General features: G+C 59.0%; 18 protein-coding genes. 8 read left to right on the plus strand and 10 right to left on the minus strand.

Annotated elements, in window-relative coordinates; genetic code table 11:
- The first annotated feature begins 10 nt into the window (after positions 1–10).
- Both tkt and ampH read left to right on the plus strand, forming a co-directional pair.
- Positions 11–2011: a transketolase gene (tkt, locus tag ACCW71_RS13250; protein ID WP_436372048.1), complete on the plus strand. Its 2001-nt coding sequence runs from the start codon at positions 11–13 to the stop codon at positions 2009–2011.
- Positions 2012–2270: 259 nt separating this feature from the next.
- Positions 2271–3434, plus strand: a complete 1164-nt coding sequence (gene ampH, locus ACCW71_RS13255; protein WP_436372049.1) for a D-alanyl-D-alanine-carboxypeptidase/endopeptidase AmpH — start codon at positions 2271–2273, stop codon at positions 3432–3434.
- Here ampH and ACCW71_RS13260 read toward each other — a convergent pair.
- From ACCW71_RS13260 to ACCW71_RS13275, 4 genes are all read right to left on the minus strand, one after another.
- A complete protein-coding gene (locus ACCW71_RS13260) occupies positions 3431–4504 on the minus strand; it encodes a DUF1176 domain-containing protein (protein ID WP_436372051.1) in 1074 nt (357 codons plus the stop codon). The genes ampH and ACCW71_RS13260 overlap by 4 nt on opposite strands.
- Before the next feature lie 167 nt (positions 4505–4671).
- Positions 4672–5250 carry a GDP-mannose pyrophosphatase NudK gene (gene nudK / locus ACCW71_RS13265; RefSeq protein ID WP_436372053.1) on the minus strand — a complete coding sequence of 193 codons (579 nt, stop codon included), beginning with the start codon at positions 5248–5250 and terminating at the stop codon, positions 4672–4674.
- Positions 5251–5394: 144 nt separating this feature from the next.
- Positions 5395–6891 (minus strand): L-asparagine permease, encoded by a 1497-nt coding sequence (gene ansP / locus ACCW71_RS13270; protein WP_436372055.1) that lies wholly within the window; start codon positions 6889–6891, stop codon positions 5395–5397.
- Between the two features lie 280 nt (positions 6892–7171).
- Positions 7172–7444, minus strand: a complete 273-nt coding sequence (locus ACCW71_RS13275; RefSeq protein WP_436372057.1) for a DUF1471 domain-containing protein — start codon at positions 7442–7444, stop codon at positions 7172–7174.
- Positions 7445–7697: 253 nt separating this feature from the next.
- Between ACCW71_RS13275 and narQ the strand changes: the two genes are divergently transcribed.
- The 6 genes from narQ to ACCW71_RS13305 all read left to right on the plus strand — a co-directional run bounded on the left by narQ (position 7698) and on the right by ACCW71_RS13305 (position 15709).
- On the plus strand, positions 7698–9386 hold the full coding sequence (gene narQ / locus ACCW71_RS13280; RefSeq protein ID WP_436372059.1) for a nitrate/nitrite two-component system sensor histidine kinase NarQ: 1689 nt from the start codon (positions 7698–7700) through the stop codon (positions 9384–9386).
- Positions 9387–9510: 124 nt separating this feature from the next.
- Entirely contained in the window at positions 9511–10137 is a 627-nt protein-coding gene (locus tag ACCW71_RS13285) for a response regulator (RefSeq protein WP_436372061.1), read from the plus strand.
- Between the two features lie 168 nt (positions 10138–10305).
- Positions 10306–13422 carry a multidrug efflux RND transporter permease AcrD gene (acrD, locus tag ACCW71_RS13290; RefSeq protein ID WP_436372063.1) on the plus strand — a complete coding sequence of 1039 codons (3117 nt, stop codon included), beginning with the start codon at positions 10306–10308 and terminating at the stop codon, positions 13420–13422.
- Positions 13423–14000: 578 nt separating this feature from the next.
- Positions 14001–14369, plus strand: a complete 369-nt coding sequence (locus ACCW71_RS13295; protein ID WP_436372064.1) for an ArsC family reductase — start codon at positions 14001–14003, stop codon at positions 14367–14369.
- Position 14370: 1 nt separating this feature from the next.
- Complete coding sequence (gene dapE, locus ACCW71_RS13300; protein ID WP_436372066.1) at positions 14371–15498, plus strand: succinyl-diaminopimelate desuccinylase; 1128 nt, start codon at positions 14371–14373, stop codon at positions 15496–15498.
- Positions 15499–15520: 22 nt separating this feature from the next.
- Positions 15521–15709 (plus strand): YpfN family protein, encoded by a 189-nt coding sequence (locus ACCW71_RS13305; protein WP_436372067.1) that lies wholly within the window; start codon positions 15521–15523, stop codon positions 15707–15709.
- Positions 15710–15751: 42 nt separating this feature from the next.
- Here ACCW71_RS13305 and ypfH read toward each other — a convergent pair whose 3' ends face one another.
- The 6 genes from ypfH to dapA all read right to left on the minus strand — a co-directional run bounded on the left by ypfH (position 15752) and on the right by dapA (position 22238).
- Positions 15752–16432, minus strand: coding sequence for an esterase (gene ypfH / locus ACCW71_RS13310; protein ID WP_436372069.1), 681 nt, complete (start codon positions 16430–16432; stop codon positions 15752–15754).
- A 73-nt stretch (positions 16433–16505) separates the two neighbouring features.
- Positions 16506–18464, minus strand: coding sequence for a tRNA(Met) cytidine acetyltransferase TmcA (locus tag ACCW71_RS13315; RefSeq protein ID WP_436372289.1), 1959 nt, complete (start codon positions 18462–18464; stop codon positions 16506–16508).
- On the minus strand, positions 18464–19330 hold the full coding sequence (gene ypfJ / locus ACCW71_RS13320; protein WP_436372070.1) for a KPN_02809 family neutral zinc metallopeptidase: 867 nt from the start codon (positions 19328–19330) through the stop codon (positions 18464–18466). The genes ACCW71_RS13315 and ypfJ overlap by 1 nt, the downstream gene beginning before the upstream one ends.
- 125 nt (positions 19331–19455) lie before the next feature.
- Positions 19456–20169, minus strand: a complete 714-nt coding sequence (gene purC / locus ACCW71_RS13325; RefSeq protein ID WP_436372072.1) for a phosphoribosylaminoimidazolesuccinocarboxamide synthase — start codon at positions 20167–20169, stop codon at positions 19456–19458.
- A 144-nt stretch (positions 20170–20313) separates the two neighbouring features.
- Positions 20314–21345 (minus strand): outer membrane protein assembly factor BamC, encoded by a 1032-nt coding sequence (bamC, locus tag ACCW71_RS13330; RefSeq protein WP_436372074.1) that lies wholly within the window; start codon positions 21343–21345, stop codon positions 20314–20316.
- A gap of 14 nt (positions 21346–21359) precedes the next feature.
- Positions 21360–22238 (minus strand): 4-hydroxy-tetrahydrodipicolinate synthase, encoded by an 879-nt coding sequence (gene dapA, locus ACCW71_RS13335; protein WP_436372076.1) that lies wholly within the window; start codon positions 22236–22238, stop codon positions 21360–21362.
- Between the last annotated feature and the right edge of the window lie 7 nt (positions 22239–22245).

Genomic DNA, 22245 nt, shown 5'->3' on the forward strand with positions numbered 1-22245 from the left:
GGAGAACTTTATGTCCTCACGCAGAGAGTTGGCAAACGCGATTCGTGCACTGAGCATGGATGCGGTTCAGAAGGCAAATTCAGGTCACCCCGGTGCGCCGATGGGCATGGCCGACATCGCCGAAGTGTTGTGGCGCGACTTCCTCCAGCACAACCCGACCAATCCCGCCTGGCTCGATCGCGACCGCTTTATCCTCTCCAACGGCCACGGCTCAATGCTGCTCTATAGCCTGTTGCACCTCAGCGGTTATGACCTGCCGATTGAAGAGCTGAAAAACTTCCGTCAGCTGCACTCGAAAACGCCGGGTCACCCGGAAATCGGTTATACCCCAGGCGTAGAGACCACCACCGGCCCGCTGGGTCAGGGTCTGGCTAACGCGGTCGGCTTAGCGATTGCCGAGCGGACGCTGGCGGCGCAGTTTAACCGCCCGGATCACGACATCGTCGATCATCACACCTATGTTTTTATGGGTGATGGCTGTCTGATGGAGGGGATCTCGCACGAGGTCTGCTCGCTGGCTGGCACGCTGGGTCTCGGCAAGCTGATTGGCTTCTACGACCACAACGGCATTTCGATCGACGGTGAAACTGAAGGCTGGTTTACCGACGACACCCATAAGCGTTTTGAGTCTTACAACTGGCATGTGATTGGCGATATTGACGGCCATGATGCTGACGCGATCCGCGCGGCGATCGAAGAGGCGCAAAGCGTCACCGATAAGCCGTCACTGATTATCTGCCGCACCATTATCGGGTTCGGTTCACCGAATAAAGCCGGTAAAGAGGAGTCGCACGGCGCGGCGCTGGGTGAGGAAGAGGTGGCTCTGACCCGCAAACAGCTGGGCTGGAACTACCCGGCGTTTGAAATCCCGGCGGAGATCTATCAGCAGTGGGATGCCAAAGCCGCGGGCGCTGAGCGCGAAAAAGCCTGGGATGCCAAATTTGCCGCCTATAAGCAGGCTTACCCTGAGCTGGCGCAGGAGTATGAGCGCCGCATGAACGGCGGCATGCCGTCGGCGTGGGAAGCGGAAACCAGCCGCTTTATTCAGGATCTTCAGGCTAACCCGCAGAAAATTGCCAGCCGCAAAGCGTCACAAAACGCGCTGGAAGCCTACGGCAAACTGCTGCCGGAGTTCCTCGGCGGTTCTGCTGACCTGGCACCCAGTAACCTCACCATGTGGTCCGGCTCCAAATCGATCAAAGAGGACGCGGCCGGTAACTATATCCACTACGGCGTGCGTGAGTTCGGGATGACAGCGATCGGTAACGGTATCGCCCACCACGGCGGCTTCGTGCCCTACACCGCGACCTTCCTGATGTTTGTCGAATATGCGCGTAACGCCGCGCGTATGGCCGCCCTGATGAAAGCGCGCCAGATCCTGGTCTACACCCATGACTCCATCGGTCTGGGCGAAGATGGTCCGACCCACCAGCCGGTTGAGCAGACCGCCAGCCTGCGTCTGACCCCTAACATGAGCGTCTGGCGTCCATGCGACCAGGTGGAGACGGCGGTGGCGTGGAAAGCCGCCATCGAACGTCATCACGGTCCGACCGCGCTGATCCTGTCGCGCCAGAATCTGATGCAGCCGGAACGTACCCCGGAGCAGATCGAAAACATCAAGCGCGGCGGTTATGTGCTGAAAGATTGTGACGGCACCCCGGAGGTGATTCTGATCGCCACCGGTTCCGAGGTTGAGATCACTCTGGGCGCCGCTGAGAAGCTGACCAGCGGCGGTCACAAGGTGCGGGTGGTCTCTCTGCCCTCGACCGACCTGTTTGATGCCCAGGATAAGGCTTACCGCGAATCTGTCCTGCCGAGCGGCGTGAAAGCGCGTGTGGCGGTCGAAGCCGGTATTGCCGACTACTGGTTCAAGTATGTTGGTCTGGACGGCGCGATTGTCGGCATGACCACTTTTGGTGAATCGGCCCCGGCCAGCCAGCTCTTCCCGGAGTTTGGTTTCACCGTTGAAAACATCGTCAGCCACGCTGAAGCCCTGCTTCAGCCAGCCTAAGACGTTGGCCCTTCCCGTCCTGACGGGAAGGGCCAGTTCAGCCTGTAGCTGGCAACAGAAAAAAATCTCCCTCCCCCTCTTCACGCCCTGCGCAAACCCATTACTATAGAGCCGTCATACTTTACGCTGCCTGTGCGTGGGCCGCCCGCCGCTCTCTGCATCTTTTCTGCCGGGATAGTACGGTTCGCCGCCTTAATGCATCCTGATTATTTAAGGTAGCTTTCTTCCGATTGTTATAGCGAAGCCACTTCCGTTGAACATGCGTACCCCCTATTTACTGGCCCTGATGGTTTCTCTGCTTCCTTTAAAAAGCATGGCGCAGGTCGCGCCCGATCCGCTGCTGGCATCACAGATTGTCGATCGTTACGCAGAACACATTTTCTATGGCAGCGGTGCGACCGGCATGGCGCTGATTGCGATTGATGGCAATCAGCGCGTCTTCACCAGCTTTGGTGAGACACGGCCTGGCAACAATGTGCGGCCGCAGAAAGATTCCCTGATCCGCATCGCCTCACTGAGCAAGCTGATGACCAGTGAAGTGATGGTCAAAATGGCTGAGCGTGGTCAGATCCGCCTCGACGATCCCCTGAGCAAATATGCGCCGCCGGGCGCGCGGGTGCCCGCTTTCAACGGCCAGCCCATTCGCCTGATTAATCTCTCTACCCATACCAGCGGCCTGCCGCGTGAGCAGCCCGGCGGAAAGCCGCATCGTCCGGTTTTTGTCTGGCCGACGCGCGATGAACGCTGGTCATGGCTGTCGCGCGCCAGCCTCAAGGCCGCGCCGGGCAGCAATGCCGCCTACTCCAACCTGGCGTACGATCTGCTGGGCGATGCGCTGTCGCGCGCGGCGGGGAAACCCTATCCGGCGCTGTTTCAGCAGCTGATCACCCGTCCGCTCGGCATGAAGGACACCACCTTTACCCCGTCACCCGAGCAGTGCGGGCGGCTGATGGTGGCGGAAAAAGGGGCCAGCCCGTGCAACAACACGCTGGCGGCGATTGGCAGCGGTGGCGTCTACTCGACGCCGGATGATATGGGCCGCTGGATGCAGCAGTTTCTTAACTCGTCGGTGAATCAGCGCACGCCACAGATCGATCGGCTGCAAACGCTAATCTACCGCCGCGATCAGCTGAATAAAGTGGAAGGCATGGATGTGCCCGGCAAGGCGGACGCGCTGGGTATGGGCTGGGTCTTTATGGGGCCGAAAAAGGGCCATCCCGGCATCATTCAGAAAACCGGTGGCGGTGGCGGCTTTATCACCTATATCGCCATGGTGCCACAGCAGAACATCGGGGTGTTTGTGGTGGTGACGCGCTCGCCGCTGACCCGCTTTACCCCGATGAGCGACGGCGTGAATGACTTGCTGGCCGAGCTGGCGGGCAATCAGTCCGGCTCCTCCATGATGGTGCAGGTGATTCGTTAACGCGGCTGCACGCCGTTGTCAGGCTGGCTGACCCACAGGGTTGGCCAGTCGTCACTGCTGTGCCAGGCGTCGCAGGTTGACTCTTCCGCATACTCCGCCAGTACAAAACCTTTGCCATCGAACTGCCAGCGCGTCGCCCTGCCGCAGTCACCTAATCCCCGCCCCTTGCCAAAGGTATAGAGCTGACCGGTAGCGGCGTCATATTCGGCGTTGATCAGTTCAAGCTGCCGGTCGCTGGCACCCGGCGGGGTAAACGGCAGGGTTAAGGTCACGCCGCGCGCCACATAGGGGGCGGTGCGCGTCACTTCAAAAGCGAGATCGATGACGTTATACGCGCCCATTTCACAACTCACCAGCAGCAGCGCCCGCTGATCGGTCAGCGGCGCCACGCTGACTTCACGCCGCAGCGGATCGAGTGAACAGGAGTCGCTGTTGACGCGCCAGGTGCCGTAGTCGATTAAGCCACTCATCTCATCATGGGTTAACGCCGCAGGCTGCGGCAGCGCGGGCGGCAGCGGCTTTACCTCAGGCGCGGGCGGCACATCCCAGCTGGGGCGATCGCCGCGTCTGACCCAGGCGCTCATGCCATTGACCCTGCCCTGCACGTCATCCATCAGCAGCAGCGCCGCTTTCATGCCGCGCAGTGAAATCAGCGCGTTAGCGTCGTAGGTGAGTTGCAGCGTTTTGGCTTCCATCACCAGATCAAGAAACTCATTAATGGCGATGGCATTGCTGGTAGCCAGATGATGGGGTTCAACAGTCCAGTGTTTGAGGTCAGGCTGGAGGCGGCGCTGATCGAGCAGCAGGTTCTCGCGCAGCGGCCCACCGGGCAGATTGCCGCTGTAGGCGCTGCCGTAGTCGATACGCAGCAGCGGGCGATCGTTGACGCCCGCATGGCGCGAAAGGGTCATCACTAACCCTTTATCACCCGGCGTATTACGTGCCACGCAGAAGGCCACATTGTTGCAGGTTATCTGCCAGTCATTGAATGACTTCTGTAACGGTTCGGCCTCTGCCGAGGCAACCCATAACGAAGACAACAGCCACAGCGATTTCATCCAATACGACATTAAGAAGATCGATCCCCAGAGACTCAGAGTGGAGATGATAGCGCATCAATCGCCCTGGCGAAGGCCGCATTCTGTGAACCGGTCCAGAAAGCGCGGTTAACTGCTGAAAAAACAGGCATAGCGCGCCACGTCGCCTGGGGACGTTTCAGGCTGACGCGGCCTCGCACTCAGGGCTTGAGCCAGCCAGCGATGCATGCATGTTGTAACAACATGATGGTTTTACCGTCGCGGATGCGGCCATCCGCTACCATCGCCATCGCGTCAGGAAAAGGCAGTTCCAGCACATCAATCGCCTCATCGTCGACGCCGCCGCCCGCGTTGTCGCGCAGCGATTCATTATACTCCGCGGCGAAAAAGTGAATCAGCTCGGTGACGCCACCCGGTGACATATAGCAGGCATAGAGTTTTTCCACCTTGCCCACCGCGTAGCCGGTCTCCTCAATTGCCTCTTTACGGATGCAATCTTCCGGCGAGTCGTCATCCAGTAAGCCGGCACAGGCTTCAATCAGCATGCCATCTTCGTTACCGTTGACATAGGTGGCGATACGGAACTGACGGGTCAGCACCACGCTGTTCTTTTCGCGGTTGTAGAGCAGGATGGTCGCGCCGTTGCCGCGATCGTAAACTTCACGTTTATGACGGATCACCTCGCCCTGGCGGTCGGTGATTTCATAAGTTACGTTGCGCAGCACAAACCAGTTTTCAGACAGCAACTTATCTTTGATGATATTGATCTTAAAAGACATAACCCCTCCATGACAGCCATATAAGATGCCACTCATCATAGGGACAAGCCGGGTGAAACACTATCTGAATTCGTGCGGGATCAGGGAGCGGCGCGCCCATAAAAAAGCCAGCCCGAAGGCTGGCTTTATCACTATCAGCAGAGATTAGCGTGAGGTTTCGTCAGCCAGCCGGGTCGGCTTTGGCTCCTCTTCATGGTGATCGTGCTCGGTTTGCGCGATAGCGTGCACCCGCTTACGTACGCCAAACCATCCCAGCACCAGTACCAGCGCAATCAGCGGAATCGAGGCGATGGTATAGGTGCCGTTCGGATAGTCGAACGCCATCAGCACCAGCACGCTGAACAGAAACAGCAGCGTCAGCCAGGAGGTAAACGGCGCGCCCGGCAGCTTGAAGCTGACATCATCCGCCTTGCCCTCTTTGATCGCTTTGCGCAGACGCAGCTGGCAGACCACGATAAAGGCCCAGGAGGAGATAATGCCGAGCGAGGCGATGTTCAGTACGATCTCAAACACCTGAGACGGCACATAGTAGTTAAGCACCACCCCAATCACATAGACGCAGATGGTGACCAGAATCCCGGCATAAGGCACCTGCTGACCGCTCATCTTCGACATGAACTTTGGTGCCGAGCCGCCCATCGACATCGAGCGCAGGATGCGGCCGGTGGAGTAGAGACCGGAGTTGAGGCTGGAGAGCGCCGCGCTCAGCACCACGATATTCATGATGCTGCCAATGTAAGGCACACCCAGTTTTGAGAAGAAGGTGACAAACGGACTCTGACCCGCCTGATAGGCGTTCCACGGCAGCAGCAGCACCAGCAGCACCACAGAGCCGACATAAAACAGGCCGATACGCCAGATCACGCTGTTGATCGCTTTCGGCAGCATGGTTTTCGGGTCTTTGCATTCCCCGGCGGCGGTGCCTACCAGCTCGATAGAGGCAAAGGCGAACACCACCCCCTGAATCAGCACCAGCGCTGGCAGTAAGCCATGCGGGAACATGCCACCGTTATCGGTGATCAGATGGAAGCCGGTATTGTTGCCATCGAGCGGTTTGCCGGTGCCGAGGAACACGACCCCGACAACCAGGAACACCACAATCGCCAGCACTTTCACCAGCGCGAACCAGAACTCCATCTCGGCAAACCACTTAACGCCGATCATGTTCATGGTGCCGACAATCGCCAGCGCGCCCAGCGCGAAGACCCACTGCGGGACGTCGCCAAACGCGCCCCAGTAGTGCATATAGAGCGCCACGGCGGTAATGTCGACGATACCGGTCATCGCCCAGTTAACGAAGTACATCCAGCCCGCCACATAGGAGGCTTTCTCACCGAGGAACTCACGGGCATAGGAGACGAAGCTGCCGCTGCTGGGACGGTGTAATACCAGCTCGCCCAGCGCACGCAGAATAAAGAAAGAGAAGATGCCACACACCAGATAGATGATGGCCAGCGCGGGTCCGGCTGCCTGTAAACGGCCACCTGCGCCGAGGAACAAACCGGTGCCGATAGCACCACCGATCGCAATCATCTGAACATGACGGTTACCCATCGCTTTCTGGTAGCCGGAGTCATGAGAATTCAGCCAGCGTCTTTTCGCAGCGCGCATCTCATCTGGGGTTTTCTTTTTAGATTTCATAGCATTCCTGTTTGTCCTGACCATCAGTCGTCGCATCCCCTGCGCAGGCGTATGCCCGGCGAAATGGGGTGGTTTCCTCTGTGCGTCTGCCTGGGAGTGAGTGAGCAGGCAGCGCGGGAATTTACGGCGATGAATCCTACCCGTTATGCAGGAACGAAGCAAAATATACCGGGCAGATGCACAGGCTGATTTGTAAGAATCCATCCTGATGCACAAAAACAAAAAAACCGGCCATTATCAGGCCGGTAAAAGCTACAGGGAGGGTAATGGGTGGAGCGGGTTAGCGGTAGATCTCTGCGGTGCCGCTCCAGAGACTGGAGTCACCTGGGTTATCGACACCGATAATCCGGTAGTGGCTGGCACCGCTCTCAGCCGCTTTTTGCGACAGCTGGCGGCTGGCGTCATCCAGCGAGCCACGCACGCTGGAGACTGAGACGCTGCCCAGACTCTGCATATCCTGCGCCTGGGAACGGTCAACCGGCACAGCGGCGAAGGTGGCAAAAGAGGCGGTCGCCAGCAGCACGCCAGCCACGACAGCATTCACTTTTTTCATCAGAAGCTCCTCAATTCCGGGAATAGAAACGAGTAATGACGGAATGAATTATTAGCGCTGCAATGAAAGGCAACATCAGGCTGGCGTAAAGCTGTTTATTTTTTAACCGTGAAAGCGCAACGCTTCCTGGGAACTGTCAGCTGCGGTCATTTTAGGTACGATATGTAACCCGCTGTGCCATAAACAGGAGAGGGATCATTTGTGTTACGTCACCGCTCTCTTATAATCCCGCACTCTCAACAGGGCCATTCATGTGATTGTAAAACGTTCCGTTACTCAAAGTATCGCGCAGGCGCTGATCGCGATTGTCCTGCTGTCGCTGTTAACCACCAGCCTGGCGTTAGTGACGCTGCTGAGCAGTCAGCGCGACGCGGAAGCGATCAATCTGGCGGGCTCATTGCGGATGCAGAGCTATCGCATGGCGTGGGATGCCAGCCGTCAGCCGCAGAATCTGGCGCACCATCTGGCGCTCTATCAGCAAACGCTGGATGCGCCGGTGCTGCAAAAGCTGGATCGGCCCTGGGTGCCCAGAGAAGTGAGCGTTCGCTACCAGCGGTTACGCGCCGTCTGGCCCTCGCTACAGCAGCGGCTGCAACAGGGCGATACCGTGGCTTATCAGCAGCAGGTGCCAATCTACGTGGGTGAAATCGACCGCTTCGTGCTGGGTTTGCAGCGCTACACTGAATTAAAAATGCATCTGGTGGCCGCCAGCAGTCTGGTCGGCGTGATTGCGATTGTGGCGCTGGCGCTGATGACCATTCGCTTTACCCGTTTGCAGGTGGTGCGACCGCTGAATGCGCTGGTCACCGCCAGCCGCTACGTCGAGAACGGCAATTTCGATTTTCCGCCGCTGCGGGTTGAGCAGCAGAATGAGCTGCGGGTGCTGTCGCAGACCTTCAGCGGCATGGCGGCGCGGCTGCATTCGCACTATCAGCTGCTGGAGAGCACGGTACGGGCGAAAACCGAAGATTTAACCCAGGCGAACCATACGCTGTCCCTGCTTTATGACAGTTCACAGATGCTGACCGCCAGTCCGCTGCATCCCGCGCTGTTTGAAGCGGTGCTGACCAATGTGCTGACGCGCGAAAAGCTGACCGCTATCCGGCTCGACAGCGATCAGTTTCAGTTCAGCGCCGGTCACGACCGGGCGGAAGGCGTATGGCAGCGTCTGCCGCTCCAGCAGGACGATCAGCAGATTGGCGAACTGCGCTGGCAGACGCCTGGCGCTGCGCCGCCGGATGAACTGATGCGCAGCCTGGCGGCGATGCTGGGCCGGGCGATCTGGATCTGGCAGGCGCAGCAGCACTATCAGCAGATGCTGCTGATTGAGGAGCGCACCACCATCGCCCGTGAGCTACACGACTCGCTGGCACAGTCGCTCTCCTTTCTGCGTATTCAGCTGACCCTGCTGCGCCGCACCGTGGATAAAAACGACAGCGCCGCGCACGCGATTATCGCTGACTTTGACCAGGCGCTGGCTGACGCCTATCGCCAGCTGCGGGAACTGCTGACCACCTTCCGTCTGACCATTGAGCAGGCGGACCTGGTGGCCGCGATGCAGGCGATGATCGCCTCGCTCCAGGAGAAGAGTGAGGCGAAGATAGAGTTTAATTACCAGAGCGGCCTGCAAAGCCTGGCGGCCCAGCAGCAGGTGCATGTGTTGCAGATTGCGCGTGAGGCCCTGCTGAACGCCATCCGTCACGCCAGCGCCCGGCTGATCCGGGTAGATTATCAGCACAGTGAAGAAGGTGAGCACTTACTGACGATTACCGATGATGGTGTCGGTATCAACAGCAGTGAAGAACCTCCAGGCCATTATGGTCTGACGATTATGGCGGAACGCGCCCAGCGTCTGAGTGGCAATCTGAGCATCCGGGCTCAGCCGCGCGGAACCCAGGTGCTGCTGCGTTTTCCCCCACAACCCGCGCGCCCCTATTCATAACGCGCTGAACAGGCTAACCCGCCCCTGAACAGCGAATTGATCGGCTTCAGCCCACTGTCAGCCGCACGCCGGGCAGCGGACCGCCTTACAGCCCGCTGAAACCGGCCAGATAAAGGAAGAAAATATGCAACAAGCCTTAACCCTGATGATTGTGGATGACCACCCGCTGATGCGGCGTGGCGTTCGCCAGCTGCTGGCGCTGGATCCCCGGCTGGAAGTGGTGGCCGAAGCCAATAACGGCACCGAAGCGCTGGCGGAAGCGCGCCGGCTGGAGCCTGACATCATTCTGCTCGACCTGAATATGAAAGGGATGTCCGGGCTGGATACGCTGAAAGCGCTGCGCCATGAAGGTATCAGCTCACGCATTCTGGTGCTGACCGTCTCCGACGCCCGCAGTGACATTTTCGCGATGGTGGATGCCGGTGCCGATGGCTATCTGCTGAAAGACAGCGAGCCGGAGATCCTGCTGGGGCATATCCTTCAGGCTTCGCAGGGGGAAAAGGTGTTCAGTGAAAGCGTCGCCAGCTATCTCGCCAATCGCCAGTACAGCGCCGATCCGCTGCGGCAGCTCACCGATCGGGAGCAGGATGTGTTGCAGGAGGTGGCGCGGGGCCTGTCGAATAAAGAGATTGCCACCATTCTGCATATCTCTGAAGAGACGGTAAAAGTGCACATCCGCAATCTGCTGCGTAAGCTGAACGTCCGTTCGCGCGTCGCCGCCACCGTGCTGTGGCTGGAAAGCCGCAAATAGCCAACGAATTTACACTTTCTCCTCAATTTCTCCACGATTTCCCCTCCTGCCGCACGTAGAGTAAATGTCGGCGGAGGGTGCTAGCCTTAATCCTCCACTATCCCCGTCAATGCGCCCTGTGCTGGTGGGTCTGACTGAGTATATCAAGCGCTGAGGAGTGTCGGTTTAATGTCGAATTTCTTTATCGACCGTCCCATCTTTGCCTGGGTTCTGGCGATTCTGCTGTCTCTGTGCGGCATACTTGCGATTATTTCGCTGCCGATTGAACAGTATCCCGATCTGGCCCCGCCCAACGTCCGTATCACGGCTAACTATCCCGGCGCATCCGCCCAGACGCTGGAAAACACCGTGACGCAGGTAATTGAGCAGAACCTGACCGGCATCGACAATCTGATGTACATCTCCTCCAACAGCAGCAACACCGGTCAGGCGCAGATCACCCTCACCTTTACCGCCGGAACCAATCCCGATGAGGCCCGTCAGCAGGTGCAGAACCAGTTGCAGTCGGCGCTGCGCAAGTTGCCGCAGGCGGTGCAGTCGCAGGGCGTGACGGTCAACAAAACCGGCGACAGCAATATTCTGATGGTCGCCTTTGTCTCTACCGACGGCAGTATGGATAAGCAGGATATTGCAGACTATGTCGCCAGTAATATTCAGGACCCACTGAGCCGGATTGATGGCGTCGGCCAGGTTGACGCCTACGGCTCGCAATATGCGATGCGCATCTGGCTCGATCCCAACAAACTGATCGCCTACGCGCTGACCACAGAGGATGTGGTCAGCGCGATCCAGTCGCAGAACAGCCAGGTTGCGGTGGGCCAGGTGGGTGGCCTGCCGTCGGTGGAGAAACAGGCGCTTAACGCCACGGTCAATGCCCAGTCGATGTTGCAGACCCCGGAACAGTTCCGGGCGATTACCCTGAAGAACAATCCTGATGGGTCGGTGGTGACGCTGGGGGATGTCGCCAGCGTGGCGCTCGGCGCGGAGAAATATGATTACCTCAGCCGCTACAACGGCCAGCCCGCCTCTGGTCTGGGGGTGAAACTCGCCTCCGGTGCCAATGAGATGAACACCGACAAGCTGGTGCGGGCGCGGATTGAAGAGCTGTCGCACTACTTCCCGCACGGCCTGGAAGCCAAAATCGCCTATGAAACCTCCCCTTTTGTTAAAGCGTCGATCACCGATGTGGTGAAGACACTGCTGGAAGCGATTGTGCTGGTGTTTGGCGTGATGTACCTGTTTATGCAGAATTTCCGCGCCACCCTTATCCCCACCATTGCGGTGCCGGTGGTGCTGTTCGGCACCTTCAGCGTGCTCTACGCCTGCGGCTTCAGCATTAACACCCTGACGATGTTCGCGATGGTGCTGGCGATTGGGCTGCTGGTGGATGACGCCATCGTGGTGGTGGAAAACGTCGAACGGATTATGCGCGACGAGGGATTGTCGCCGCGCGCCGCCACGCGAAAATCGATGGGTCAGATTCAGGGGGCGCTGGTGGGGATTACGCTGGTGCTCTCGGCGGTGTTTGTGCCGATGGCCTTTTTTGGCGGTACCGTCGGCGCGATTTACCGCCAGTTCTCCATCACCATTGTATCGGCGATGGTGCTGTCGGTGCTGGTAGCGATGATCCTGACGCCCGCGCTGTGCGCCACGCTGTTAAAGCCGGTGGCGCAGGGTGAGGCGCATCAGCGTCGCGGCTTCTTCGGCTGGTTTAACCACCACTTCGAGGCCAATACCCGCCGCTATGAGCGCGGTGTGGCGTCGATTTTGCAGCGCGGCGGCCGCTGGCTGGTGATCTATCTGGCGATCATCGGCCTGATGGCCTTTCTGTTTCTGCGGCTGCCGACCTCGTTTCTGCCGCTGGAGGATCGCGGCGTCTTTCTGACCCAGGTTCAGCTGCCGGCGGGATCGACGCTGGAGCAGACCGCCCGCGTGGTGGCGAAAGTCGAGCACTACTATCTGACCGAAGAAAAAGCCAATGTGCTCTCGGTCTTCTCCACCATCGGTGCCGGACCGGGCGGCAATGGCCAGAACGTGGCGCGCCTGTTTGTGCGGCTGAAGAACTGGGAGGAGCGGCCTGGCAGCGATCGTACCTCGTTCGCGATTATCGATCGCGCCACCCAGGCGTTTAAGAAGATCAAAGAGGCGCGGGTGATTGCCAGCAGCCCGCCAGCGATCACCGGTATGGGCAGCTCCTCTGGTTTTGACCTGCAACTCCAGGATCATGCCGGGGTCGGGCATACGCAGCTGATGGCGATGCGCGATAAGCTGCTGGAGATGGCGGGCAATGACAAAGCGCTGTCGCGGGTACGGCACAATGGACTCGATGATAGCCCGCAGTTGCAGATCGACGTTGACGAACGCAAAGCGCTGGCGCTGGGCGTGTCGCTCGATACCATCAACGACACCCTGACCACCGCGTGGGGCTCCAGCTATGTGAATGACTTCCTGGATCGGGGCCGGGTGAAAAAGGTCTATGTGCAGGCCGCCGCGCCGTTCCGCATGCTGCCGGATGACATCAACAAATGGTACGTGCGCAACAGCAGCGGCAAAATGGTGCCCTTCTCCGCCTTTGCCACCAGCCGCTGGGAGACCGGTTCACCCCGCCTTGAGCGTTACAACGGCTACTCATCACTGGAAATTGTCGGCGAGGCCGCCAGCGGCGTCAGCAGCGGTGCGGCGATGGATGAGATGGAAAAACTGGTCAACGCGCTGCCGCTGGGCATCGGTTTTCAGTGGAGCGGCGCCTCTTATCAGGAGCGGCTCTCCGGCTCGCAGGCCCCGGCGCTGTATGCCATTTCGCTGCTGGTGGTGTTTCTCTGCCTCGCCGCCCTCTATGAGAGCTGGTCGATTCCCTTCTCGGTGATGCTGGTGGTGCCGCTTGGCGTGCTGGGGGCGCTGATCGCCACCTGGCTGCGCGGGCTGGAGAATGATGTCTACTTCCAGGTCGGCCTGCTGACGGTGGTGGGATTATCGGCCAAAAACGCCATTCTGATTGTCGAGTTTGCCAACGAGATTAACAGCAAAGGACGTGAGCTGGTGGAGTCGACGCTGGAAGCGTCACGTCAGCGCCTGCGACCGATTCTGATGACCTCGCTGGCGTTTATCTTCGGGGTGCTGCCGATGGCGATCAGCAGCGGTGCCGGCTCCGGCAGCCAGCACGCGGTGGGAACCGGCGTGATGGGCGGTATGATCTCCGCCACGCTGCTGGCAATTCTGTTTGTGCCGCTGTTCTTTGTACTGATCCGCCGTCGCTTTCCGCTCAAAGAGAAGCCGCACGACTAAGACCCCAAACCGAAGCCATAAAAAAGCGGCCACTGAACTCAGTGACCGCCTTATTTTCTGTGTGTGGTAAGAATTCCAGCAAGAGGGAATGTCCTGCTTTTTTCTCCGCCTGTTACTTGTTGCGTAACATCGCTTCGATAAATTCTTTCCAGGTTCCCATTTCAGTGTCAATCATAATGCCCTCTCTTATTGTAATAGCGATGTTACGCGCTTTTTTCGTACAGGTGAATACGTTTACACCTGTTATCACTATCGGCAACATCGATAAAAAGCTGAGTTTTATCGGATCTGGTAGCTGACGCACATTTCAGCAACTGCCTGGTCTGGTTGAAAATAATTTCCGATAAGCCCAGCGGTAGCTTATTTTACCCGCATAGCGAAATTCTTAATAGCATAATGATGAGCGTAGTAATGATTGCTAAACGAATTGATAACGGTTACCCGGCGATCGTCCCAGCGTGCTGGCGGGGGGACGTCTGGCCGATCGGGCCAGATGCCGCAACGGATCACACTATGCTAAACTCGCGCTTTGGCTGCTTTTTCAGCCTCACCTCTTCACATGACAATAAGGACTGGCAATGAGCACGCAGTGGGTGATGTTCGGCATTAAAAATTGCGACACCATAAAAAAAGCCCGGCGCTTTTTAACCGACGCGGGCGTCGACTATCACTTTCATGACTACCGTGCCGATGGCCTGAGTGATGCGCAGTTGCAGGAGTTTATCGATGCGCTGGGATACACCACGCTGCTTAACACCCGCGGCACCACCTGGCGCAAACTGCCTGAGGCTGAACGCGAGGCGATCACCGATGCCGACAGCGCCAAAGCGCTGATGCTGGCGCAGCCTGCCCTCATTAAACGTCCACTGTTGCGCACTCCGAATGGCACCTTGCTTGCCGGTTTCAGTGAAGCCACCTATCAGAATGCTATCCAGGAGAAGCCATAATATGTTTTGCCCGGTCATTGAGCTGACGCAGCAGCTTATTCGTCGCCCCTCTCTCAGCCCCGATGATGCCGGATGTCAGGCGCTGCTGATCGCCCGCCTTGAAGCCATTGGCTTTAAGATTGAGACGATGAACATCGACGACACCCTGAATTTCTGGGCCACCCGTGGCGAAGGTGAAACCCTGGCGTTTGCCGGCCACACCGATGTGGTGCCAGCGGGCGATGTCAGCCGCTGGATCAACCCACCCTTTGAGCCGACCATCCGCGACGGCATGCTGTTTGGCCGCGGTGCGGCTGACATGAAGGGATCGCTGGCGGCGATGGTGGTCGCGGCGGAACGGTTTGTCGCGGTACGTCCTCATCACAGAGGGCGGCTCGCCTTTATGATTACCTCCGACGAAGAGGCCAGCGGTGCCAACGGCACGGTAAAGGTGGTTGAACGACTGATGGCGCGCCGTGAGCGACTCGATTACTGCCTGGTGGGTGAGCCCTCCAGCACGGAAGTGGTCGGCGACGTGGTGAAGAATGGTCGTCGCGGTTCGATCACCGCTAACCTCACGGTGCACGGTGTGCAGGGCCACGTCGCCTATCCCCATCTGGCAGATAATCCGGTGCATCGGGCGATGCCCGCGCTGAATGAGCTGGTGGCGGTGGAGTGGGATCAGGGGAATGAGTTCTTCCCGGCGACCAGCATGCAGATCGCCAATATCCAGGCCGGCACCGGCAGCAACAATGTGATCCCTGGCGAGCTGTTCGTGCAGTTTAACTTCCGCTTCAGTACCGAACTGACCGATGAGATGATCCGCCAGCGGGTGGCGGAGCTGCTGGATCGCCATCAGCTGCGCTACACCATTGAGTGGAAGCTCTCTGGCCAGCCCTTCCTGACCTCACGCGGTAAGCTGGTTGACGCCGTCGTAAAAGCCGTCGCGCACTATAATGAAATTAAGCCGCAGCTGCTGACCACCGGCGGCACCTCCGATGGCCGCTTTATTGCCCGGATGGGGGCGCAGGTGGTGGAGCTGGGGCCGGTGAATGCCACCATACATAAGATCAATGAGTGTGTGAAAGCCTCCGACCTGCAAATGCTGAGCCGGATGTACCAACGCATCATGGAACAACTGATCGCCTGACGGCGGTGTTAAGGAGCAGCAAATGGAATTTATTAAAGATTACTGGTGGATCCTGGTGATCCTGCTGATGGTTGGCGTGCTGATGAACGTCTATAAAGATCTGAAACGCATCGATCATAAAAAATATATGGATAACAAACCGGACCTGCCGCCGCATCGTGATTTCAACGATAAATGGGACGATGACGACGACTGGCCGAAGAAGAAGTAATCACGGCTTACTGCTGAATGCCCCCGCTCTGCGAGGGCATTTTTACATCATCACGATAACGTCATCGTCACCGGGTTTTGCCCCGCTTAACGCTTCGTCAAAGTAGCGTTTCGGCACGGTGTAGCGCAGATGGTTCAGCGCCAGCGCCATACTGCGGTGATCGATGGCGTGCGCCAGATCGTCGACAATATCCAGCGTTGCGTCACCGCCTGACGCCGTCAGCCGCTGCTCAGCCTGCTGGGCGTGGTACATCGGGATCTGCTCATCGTAATCACCGTGGATCAGATGAACCGTGGTGCGGGTGCTGGCCTTCTCCGGCAGGGTAATAAACCGGCCGTTAAACACCACCGCGCGCCCCGCCAGATCGGCATGCGCTTTGATCCCTTCCAGCACCATACTGCCGCCCTGGGAAAACCCGATTAACGCCGTGGCTTCCGGCCTGACGCCGCTCTTTTTTTGCCAGTGGCGCACCGACTCCACAAACAGCGGCATCGCGACATCAACCCGCTGCTGGAGTGTCTGATCGTGCAGGTCCGCTTCGCTGAACCACTGCCGGCCCGCCGCGGGTGAGCCGACTGACACCACCAGCGCCTCAGGAAAGGTCCGGGCGAACCAGTGACCAATCTCGCCCATCGAATCGGGATTATCCCCTACCCCGTGGTAAAGCAGAAACAGCTGAGCTGCCGTAGCAGGCTGCTGAACAATAATATATTTCAGTGTCATATTGACCTCCTGTGTTCACTCTACGCCACCAGGCACAAAATGATACGGGGATTATTTGAACCAGCGGGTCGAATTATTTGACGAGCAGGCGCAGCGATTCCGCCTCTGAACCCGTCAGCGCGTCAAGCGCGACGGCGGTCTGCTGACGTAGTGCGGCGATCAGGGCTTTGCGTCCGCTCAGCCCCGCCTGTTGCGCCAGCCCGCTTAACGCATCGGGAGCGGCGACCGCCGCGGCCAGCAGCGGTAATGCCACCACGCTGGCCTCAACCAGCCGCTGCAATACCGGCAGGCTCGCTTCCAGTGGCCGCTGCGCCCAGGCAAAACCGGCGGCCAGGCGGGCATCCTGCGCGCTGAAACTGTCGTCGTCAGGCTCATCAAACTGTAACGCCAGCGCGATATGCTGACGCAGCCGCGGCCAGTCACGCGCCAGCTGGCGGGCGGCACGGCGCAGTAACGCCTCGCCGGCCGCAGAACAGGCCCGGACAGCCATCGCCGCGTAACAGCCACTGCTCGCTTCGCGCTGACTGCCGATTCGCACCAGCGTAAAACCACAGCTGCGCCAGAAAGCCCAGAGTGATTCAGTGTAGCCGAAGCTCACTGAGAGGTAGTCGTGACCGGCGGCGGCGCGGGCGGCGGCGGCAACCAGCTGGCGACCTATGCCCAGCCGACGGCTCTCAGCCGCCACGGCAATCCGGCTGATGCGCAGCGATCGCAGGGTCGCCGCCTCCACCAGACCGGCATGGGCCGCCAGCGACTGAGCCACCAGATTGCCGCGTGGCCGCCGGGTCCCCGCCCATACCGCCTGCGCCAGCGCAGCATCCAGGCCGCCCTCCTCCACCAGCCACAGCGCCCCCTGTAATTGCTGGATGTCACCAGCCAGCCACAGCTGCATACCGGGAGCATCCAGCAGGCGGCGCAGATCGAGCGGGGAGGTGCGATAGTGCGCACTGGTCAGCAGCCGGTAAGCGGCCTGCACGGCGCTGAAATCCTGACGGGACACCAGATGGAGAGTCGGCGCTGGACGCGGCGTGACGGCGCTGGCATCGTCAAACAGCAGCGCCTGATTCAGCCACTGCTCCAGCGGATCGCAGCGCGACCAGCGCAGTGGCTCATCCAGCGTAAAAGTGTGAACGTCTGTCAGCCCGGCACAAAACTTCAGGATAAAACCGCGCCCGCTTCCTTCGTAGCCCTGCACGGTGGTGGTCAGTAAGACGCGCGGGAAGCGGTCGATCAACGCCTGCAACAGCGGCGCAGGGATCGCCGCGGCTTCATCGACAATCAGCCACTCCGCCTGCGGCGGCGTCGCCAGCGCCAGCAGCGCGTCAGGGGCGATAAAGTGAAAATGCTCCCCGGCGAAGGCGGCCAGCACCGCCGTTGAGGCTTTAGCGGGGGCCGTCACCAGCGCGTGGCGATTCTGCCGCGCCAGCATGCCAGCCAGCGCTGACTTGCCGCGGCCGCGTGCGGCGGTGAGTACCGCAACACCTGATGGCAGCGCCAGCAGCTGGTCGAGTATCTTCTGTTGCTGCTGCGGTGCCTGACAGTGCCACGCTGGCCAGCGGGCATCGGCGGGAAAACGGCATGGCTGATGCTGCCGTTCCAGCAGCACCTGCGGATCGGCCATGATCAGCTGTTGCAGATGTTGAATAAAAACGGGAGTGGCAATGGGGTCAGCGACATCCGCCCAGCGCACGCTATCCTCGTCCGGCTGCTGCGGCCAGCGATCCCAGGGCGGCACCAGCAGCAGCAGCCAGCTGCCCGCGGTGAGCGTACCGGTCAGCACGGCGAAGGCTTCAGCATGAAACCCGCGCCGGGCGTCGAAGATAGCATGATGAAATTCACGCCCCAGCAGCGTGCGTACCGCGCCCGGCAGTGTGTGCGGGCCTGAAAAGAGCGGCGCCGGTGCCAGCTCCAGCCATTCGCCCGCCAGCGTCTCACGCCACGCCGCGGCACGCGCTAAACACCAGGCCGGGTCGCCGCTGATCACCGCCAGACGACGCACACCGGCCTGCTGCATTTGCTGCGTAAGCGCCATCAGTTGCTGGCGAAGGTGTTGCACTGTCCCGGATCGCCGCCATCGAAACCGCGTTTGAACCAGCTGTAACGCTGCTCAGAGGTGCCGTGGGTAAAGCTATCCGGCACCACGCGCCCCTGACTTTTCTGTTGCAGGCGGTCATCACCAATCGCCTCGGCCGCGTTCAGCGCCTCCTGCAAATCCCCCGCTTCAAGGATATTTTCCTGCTGCATATAGTGTCCCCAGACACCGGCGAAGCAGTCAGCCTGTAACTCCATTTTGACTGAAAGCTGGTTAACCTGCGTCTGGCTGGCACCCTGCTGCATTTCACGCACTTTCGGTTCAATGCCCAGCAGCTTCTGCACGTGGTGGCCGACTTCATGCGCAACAACGTAGCCCTGGGCAAAGTCGCCACCGGCACCGAGTTTGGTTTTCATCTCGTCATAGAAAGAGAGGTCGATATAGACGGTCTGGTCGGCCGGACAGTAGAACGGCCCCATCACCGACTGGCCGGTGCCGCAGCCGGTGCGGGTAGCGCCGCGATACATCACCAGCTTCGGGGCCACATACTGTTTATGCATCTGCTGAAACAGTTTGCCCCAGGTATCTTCAGTGGTGGCCAGGATCACCTTCGTGAATTTTGCCGCCTCGTCATCATTGGCGCTGACGCTGCGCGATTGCTGCTGGCTGGTCGGTGCCACGTCACCCCCGGTCAACAGTCCGGTCAGGTCGTAACCGTAATAACCGGCTACCGCCACCACAATCAGCAGCACAATTCCGCCTTTGCCGCGCGGCAGACGGATCTGGCGGCCTCCTCCTCCAAAACCGGACGATTGATCGCGACGGTCCTCTACATTGTCGCTTTCGCGACGCCCTTGCCAGCGCATGCTGTACTCCCTTAGCGGTTTTTCAGATGGGATGATTTTAGTTGCGGGCGAGTGCAATCACCAGCTTTACGCCAAAATGAAAAAAGGAGAGCCGGGGCTCTCCTTTTTCTGCGCAGCAGGATGACTCAGTCGAGTTGCACGCCCAGCCGCTGGGCCACCGCTTCATAGGCTTCCACCACGCCGCCGAGGCTCTGACGGAAACGGTCTTTGTCCATTTTATCCAGCGTCTCTTTGTCCCACAGGCGCGCGCCATCTGGCGAGAACTCATCGCCCAGCGTCACTTCGCCGTTAAACAGGCCAAATTCCAGTTTGAAGTCGACCAGGATCAGACCCGCGTCGTCGAACAGTTTGCTCAGCACCTCGTTGGCTTTGAAGGTCAGCTCCTGCATCCGCGCCAGGTTCTGTTTGCTGACCCAGCCAAAGGTCTCGCAGTAGGATTCGTTGACCATCGGGTCATGTTTGGCATCATCTTTCAGGAAGAGATCAAACAGCGGCGGATTGAGTACCATGCCCTCTTCCACACCCAGACGTTTCACCAGCGAACCGGCGGCACGGTTACGCACCACGCACTCCACCGGCACCATCTCCAGCTTCTTCACCAGCGCTTCGGTATCAGAGAGCAGCGCTTCCATCTGGGTCGGGATACCGGCCTGCTGCAATTTGGTCATAATGAAATGGTTAAATTTGTTGTTAACCATTCCCTTACGATCGAACTGCTCGATTCTGGCCCCGTCACCTGCTGACGTATCATTGCGGAATTCGAGTATCAGCAGATCCGGGTTGTCGGTGCTGTATACAGTTTTCGCTTTACCGCGATACAGCTCAGCTCGCTTTTGCATCTTGTTCACTCCAGACTTGAAATAACGGGTGGTCAGCGGCCAGTGCCGCCGCGGCGATTGCGTGACGCAATCGTTTACTTCGCCGCGCGCTATTATGCCAAAAACAAAATAAAAAGGCCGGAGAATCTCCGGCCTGAGGCAACTTTATTTGTTGAGCGCCGCCTGGAACACCGCGACCAGCGCATCGTTTTGCGCCTGGGTCAGCACGTGCCCTTTCGGGTCGATGAATTGCAGGCTGGTGCGGTTGTCGAGATCGCCGACCTGCACTTTGTAATCACCGTTTGGCAGTTCAGGATCTTTAGCACCGATCTCATCCCAGCTGCTGCTGCCCGGTGATTTGTAGGTCACCTTCATGCTGCCGGTGGAGCGGGTGCTGTCGCTCACTTCCATACCGACACGCTTCATCGCCGCTGGCAGACGCTGCCACGCCACGTTGAACGGGGTACGCAGGATCAGCAGCGGCAGGCCGGTGTCATCCGCGCCGCTCTGCACATCCACCGCGCCATTGACCCGACCGGCGGCGGCGTTTTCACTGGCCGTGTCGATCTTGTCCATGCCGGTACTGATGTCATTCAGCATCTGCGCAGTATAACGCTGGATCTGCGCCGGTGAATTGATGGTTTTGCCATCCTGCTGAAGCTCAAGCAGACGCACGGTTAACAGCTGCTGATAGCCCTGCGACTGCACGCTGATCTGATAGCGGCCGCGGTACTGCTGATCTTCATCCGCGCGATTCCACTGCACCCAGTCGGTGGTCAGCTGCTGACCCGCGTCGTTACGTGACGCGATGGGGAATTTGTAAGACTGCACCACGTTGACGACCTGCGACCAGACGGAACCCCGGCTGCTATCAATCATCAGCGCGCCGGTGTTGTTGCTGTACTGGGCGCGGGTACCGTTCATCAGCGCCAGCGGCTGCGCAGGCGGACGGATGTCGAGTTGCTTGCCGGTCGGTGCCTGGCTGCTGGTGCGCGGCACATCGTAGTCACCGCGCTGTACCGGCAGGATCATACCGGCAGGCGCTTTCAGCTCATGGAGTTCACTGGCTTGCAGATAAGATTCATCACCACTGACCTGGCGCTTATAACGCTGATCGCTCGAACAGGCCGACAGCAGCATCAGGGTGGAAAGCCCCACCACCGTGGCCACCGTTGACCGCTTTACTGAGTAATTCATTCAAACTCCCTAAATTATCGCAAACCCGCTTTTACCAGCGCCTGCTCAACCTTCGGCTGGCCGGCGGCTGTCAGTGGCGTCATTGGCAGACGCAGCGTGTCGTTAGCGATTAATCCTAGCTGTTTCGCAGCCCATTTCACCGGGATAGGATTGGGTTCACAGAAAAGCGTCTGGTGCAGATGCATCAGACGCTGATTCAGGCGGCGTGCCTCGACGAAATTGCCCTGCTGTGCCAGTGTGCACAGTTCAGCCATTTCACGCGCAGCCACATTCGCGGTCACCGAAATGACACCCTTGCCGCCCAGTTGCATAAAGTCCAGCGCAGTGGCGTCATCGCCACTCACCAGAATGAAATCTTCATTAACCAGCTCTTGGATCTGACTAACCCGCGATAAGTTCCCGGTTGCCTCTTTGATTCCGATAATATTTTTTATTTCAGCCAGGCGGGCGACGGTCTCCGGCAGCATATCGCAACCGGTACGCGAGGGAACGTTATACAGCATCTGCGGCAGGCTGGTGCTGTTGGCGATCGCTTTAAAGTGCTGGAACAACCCTTCCTGAGTCGGACGGTTGTAATAAGGGGTCACGGTCAGACAGCCCACCACGCCGGAATTTTCAAACCGTCGGGTCAGGGAGATCCCTTCGGCAGTGGCGTTGGCACCGGTTCCGGCAATCACCGGAATACGGCCATCGGCCAGCTCGAGGGTCAGCATCACCACATCACCATGTTCCTCATGGCTCAGGGTGGCAGATTCACCGGTGGTGCCGACAGAAACGATCGCCGCGGTGCCGCTGGCGACATGATAATCAATCAGTTTTTTCAGACTCGACCGGCAGACATTACCGCTGTCATCCATTGGCGTAACGAGTGCAACAATACTTCCCGTAAACATTGGCGAT

This window comes from Pantoea sp. C2G6, from assembly GCF_051336815.1.
In the GTDB taxonomy this organism is placed as follows: Bacteria; Pseudomonadota; Gammaproteobacteria; order Enterobacterales; family Enterobacteriaceae; genus Pantoea.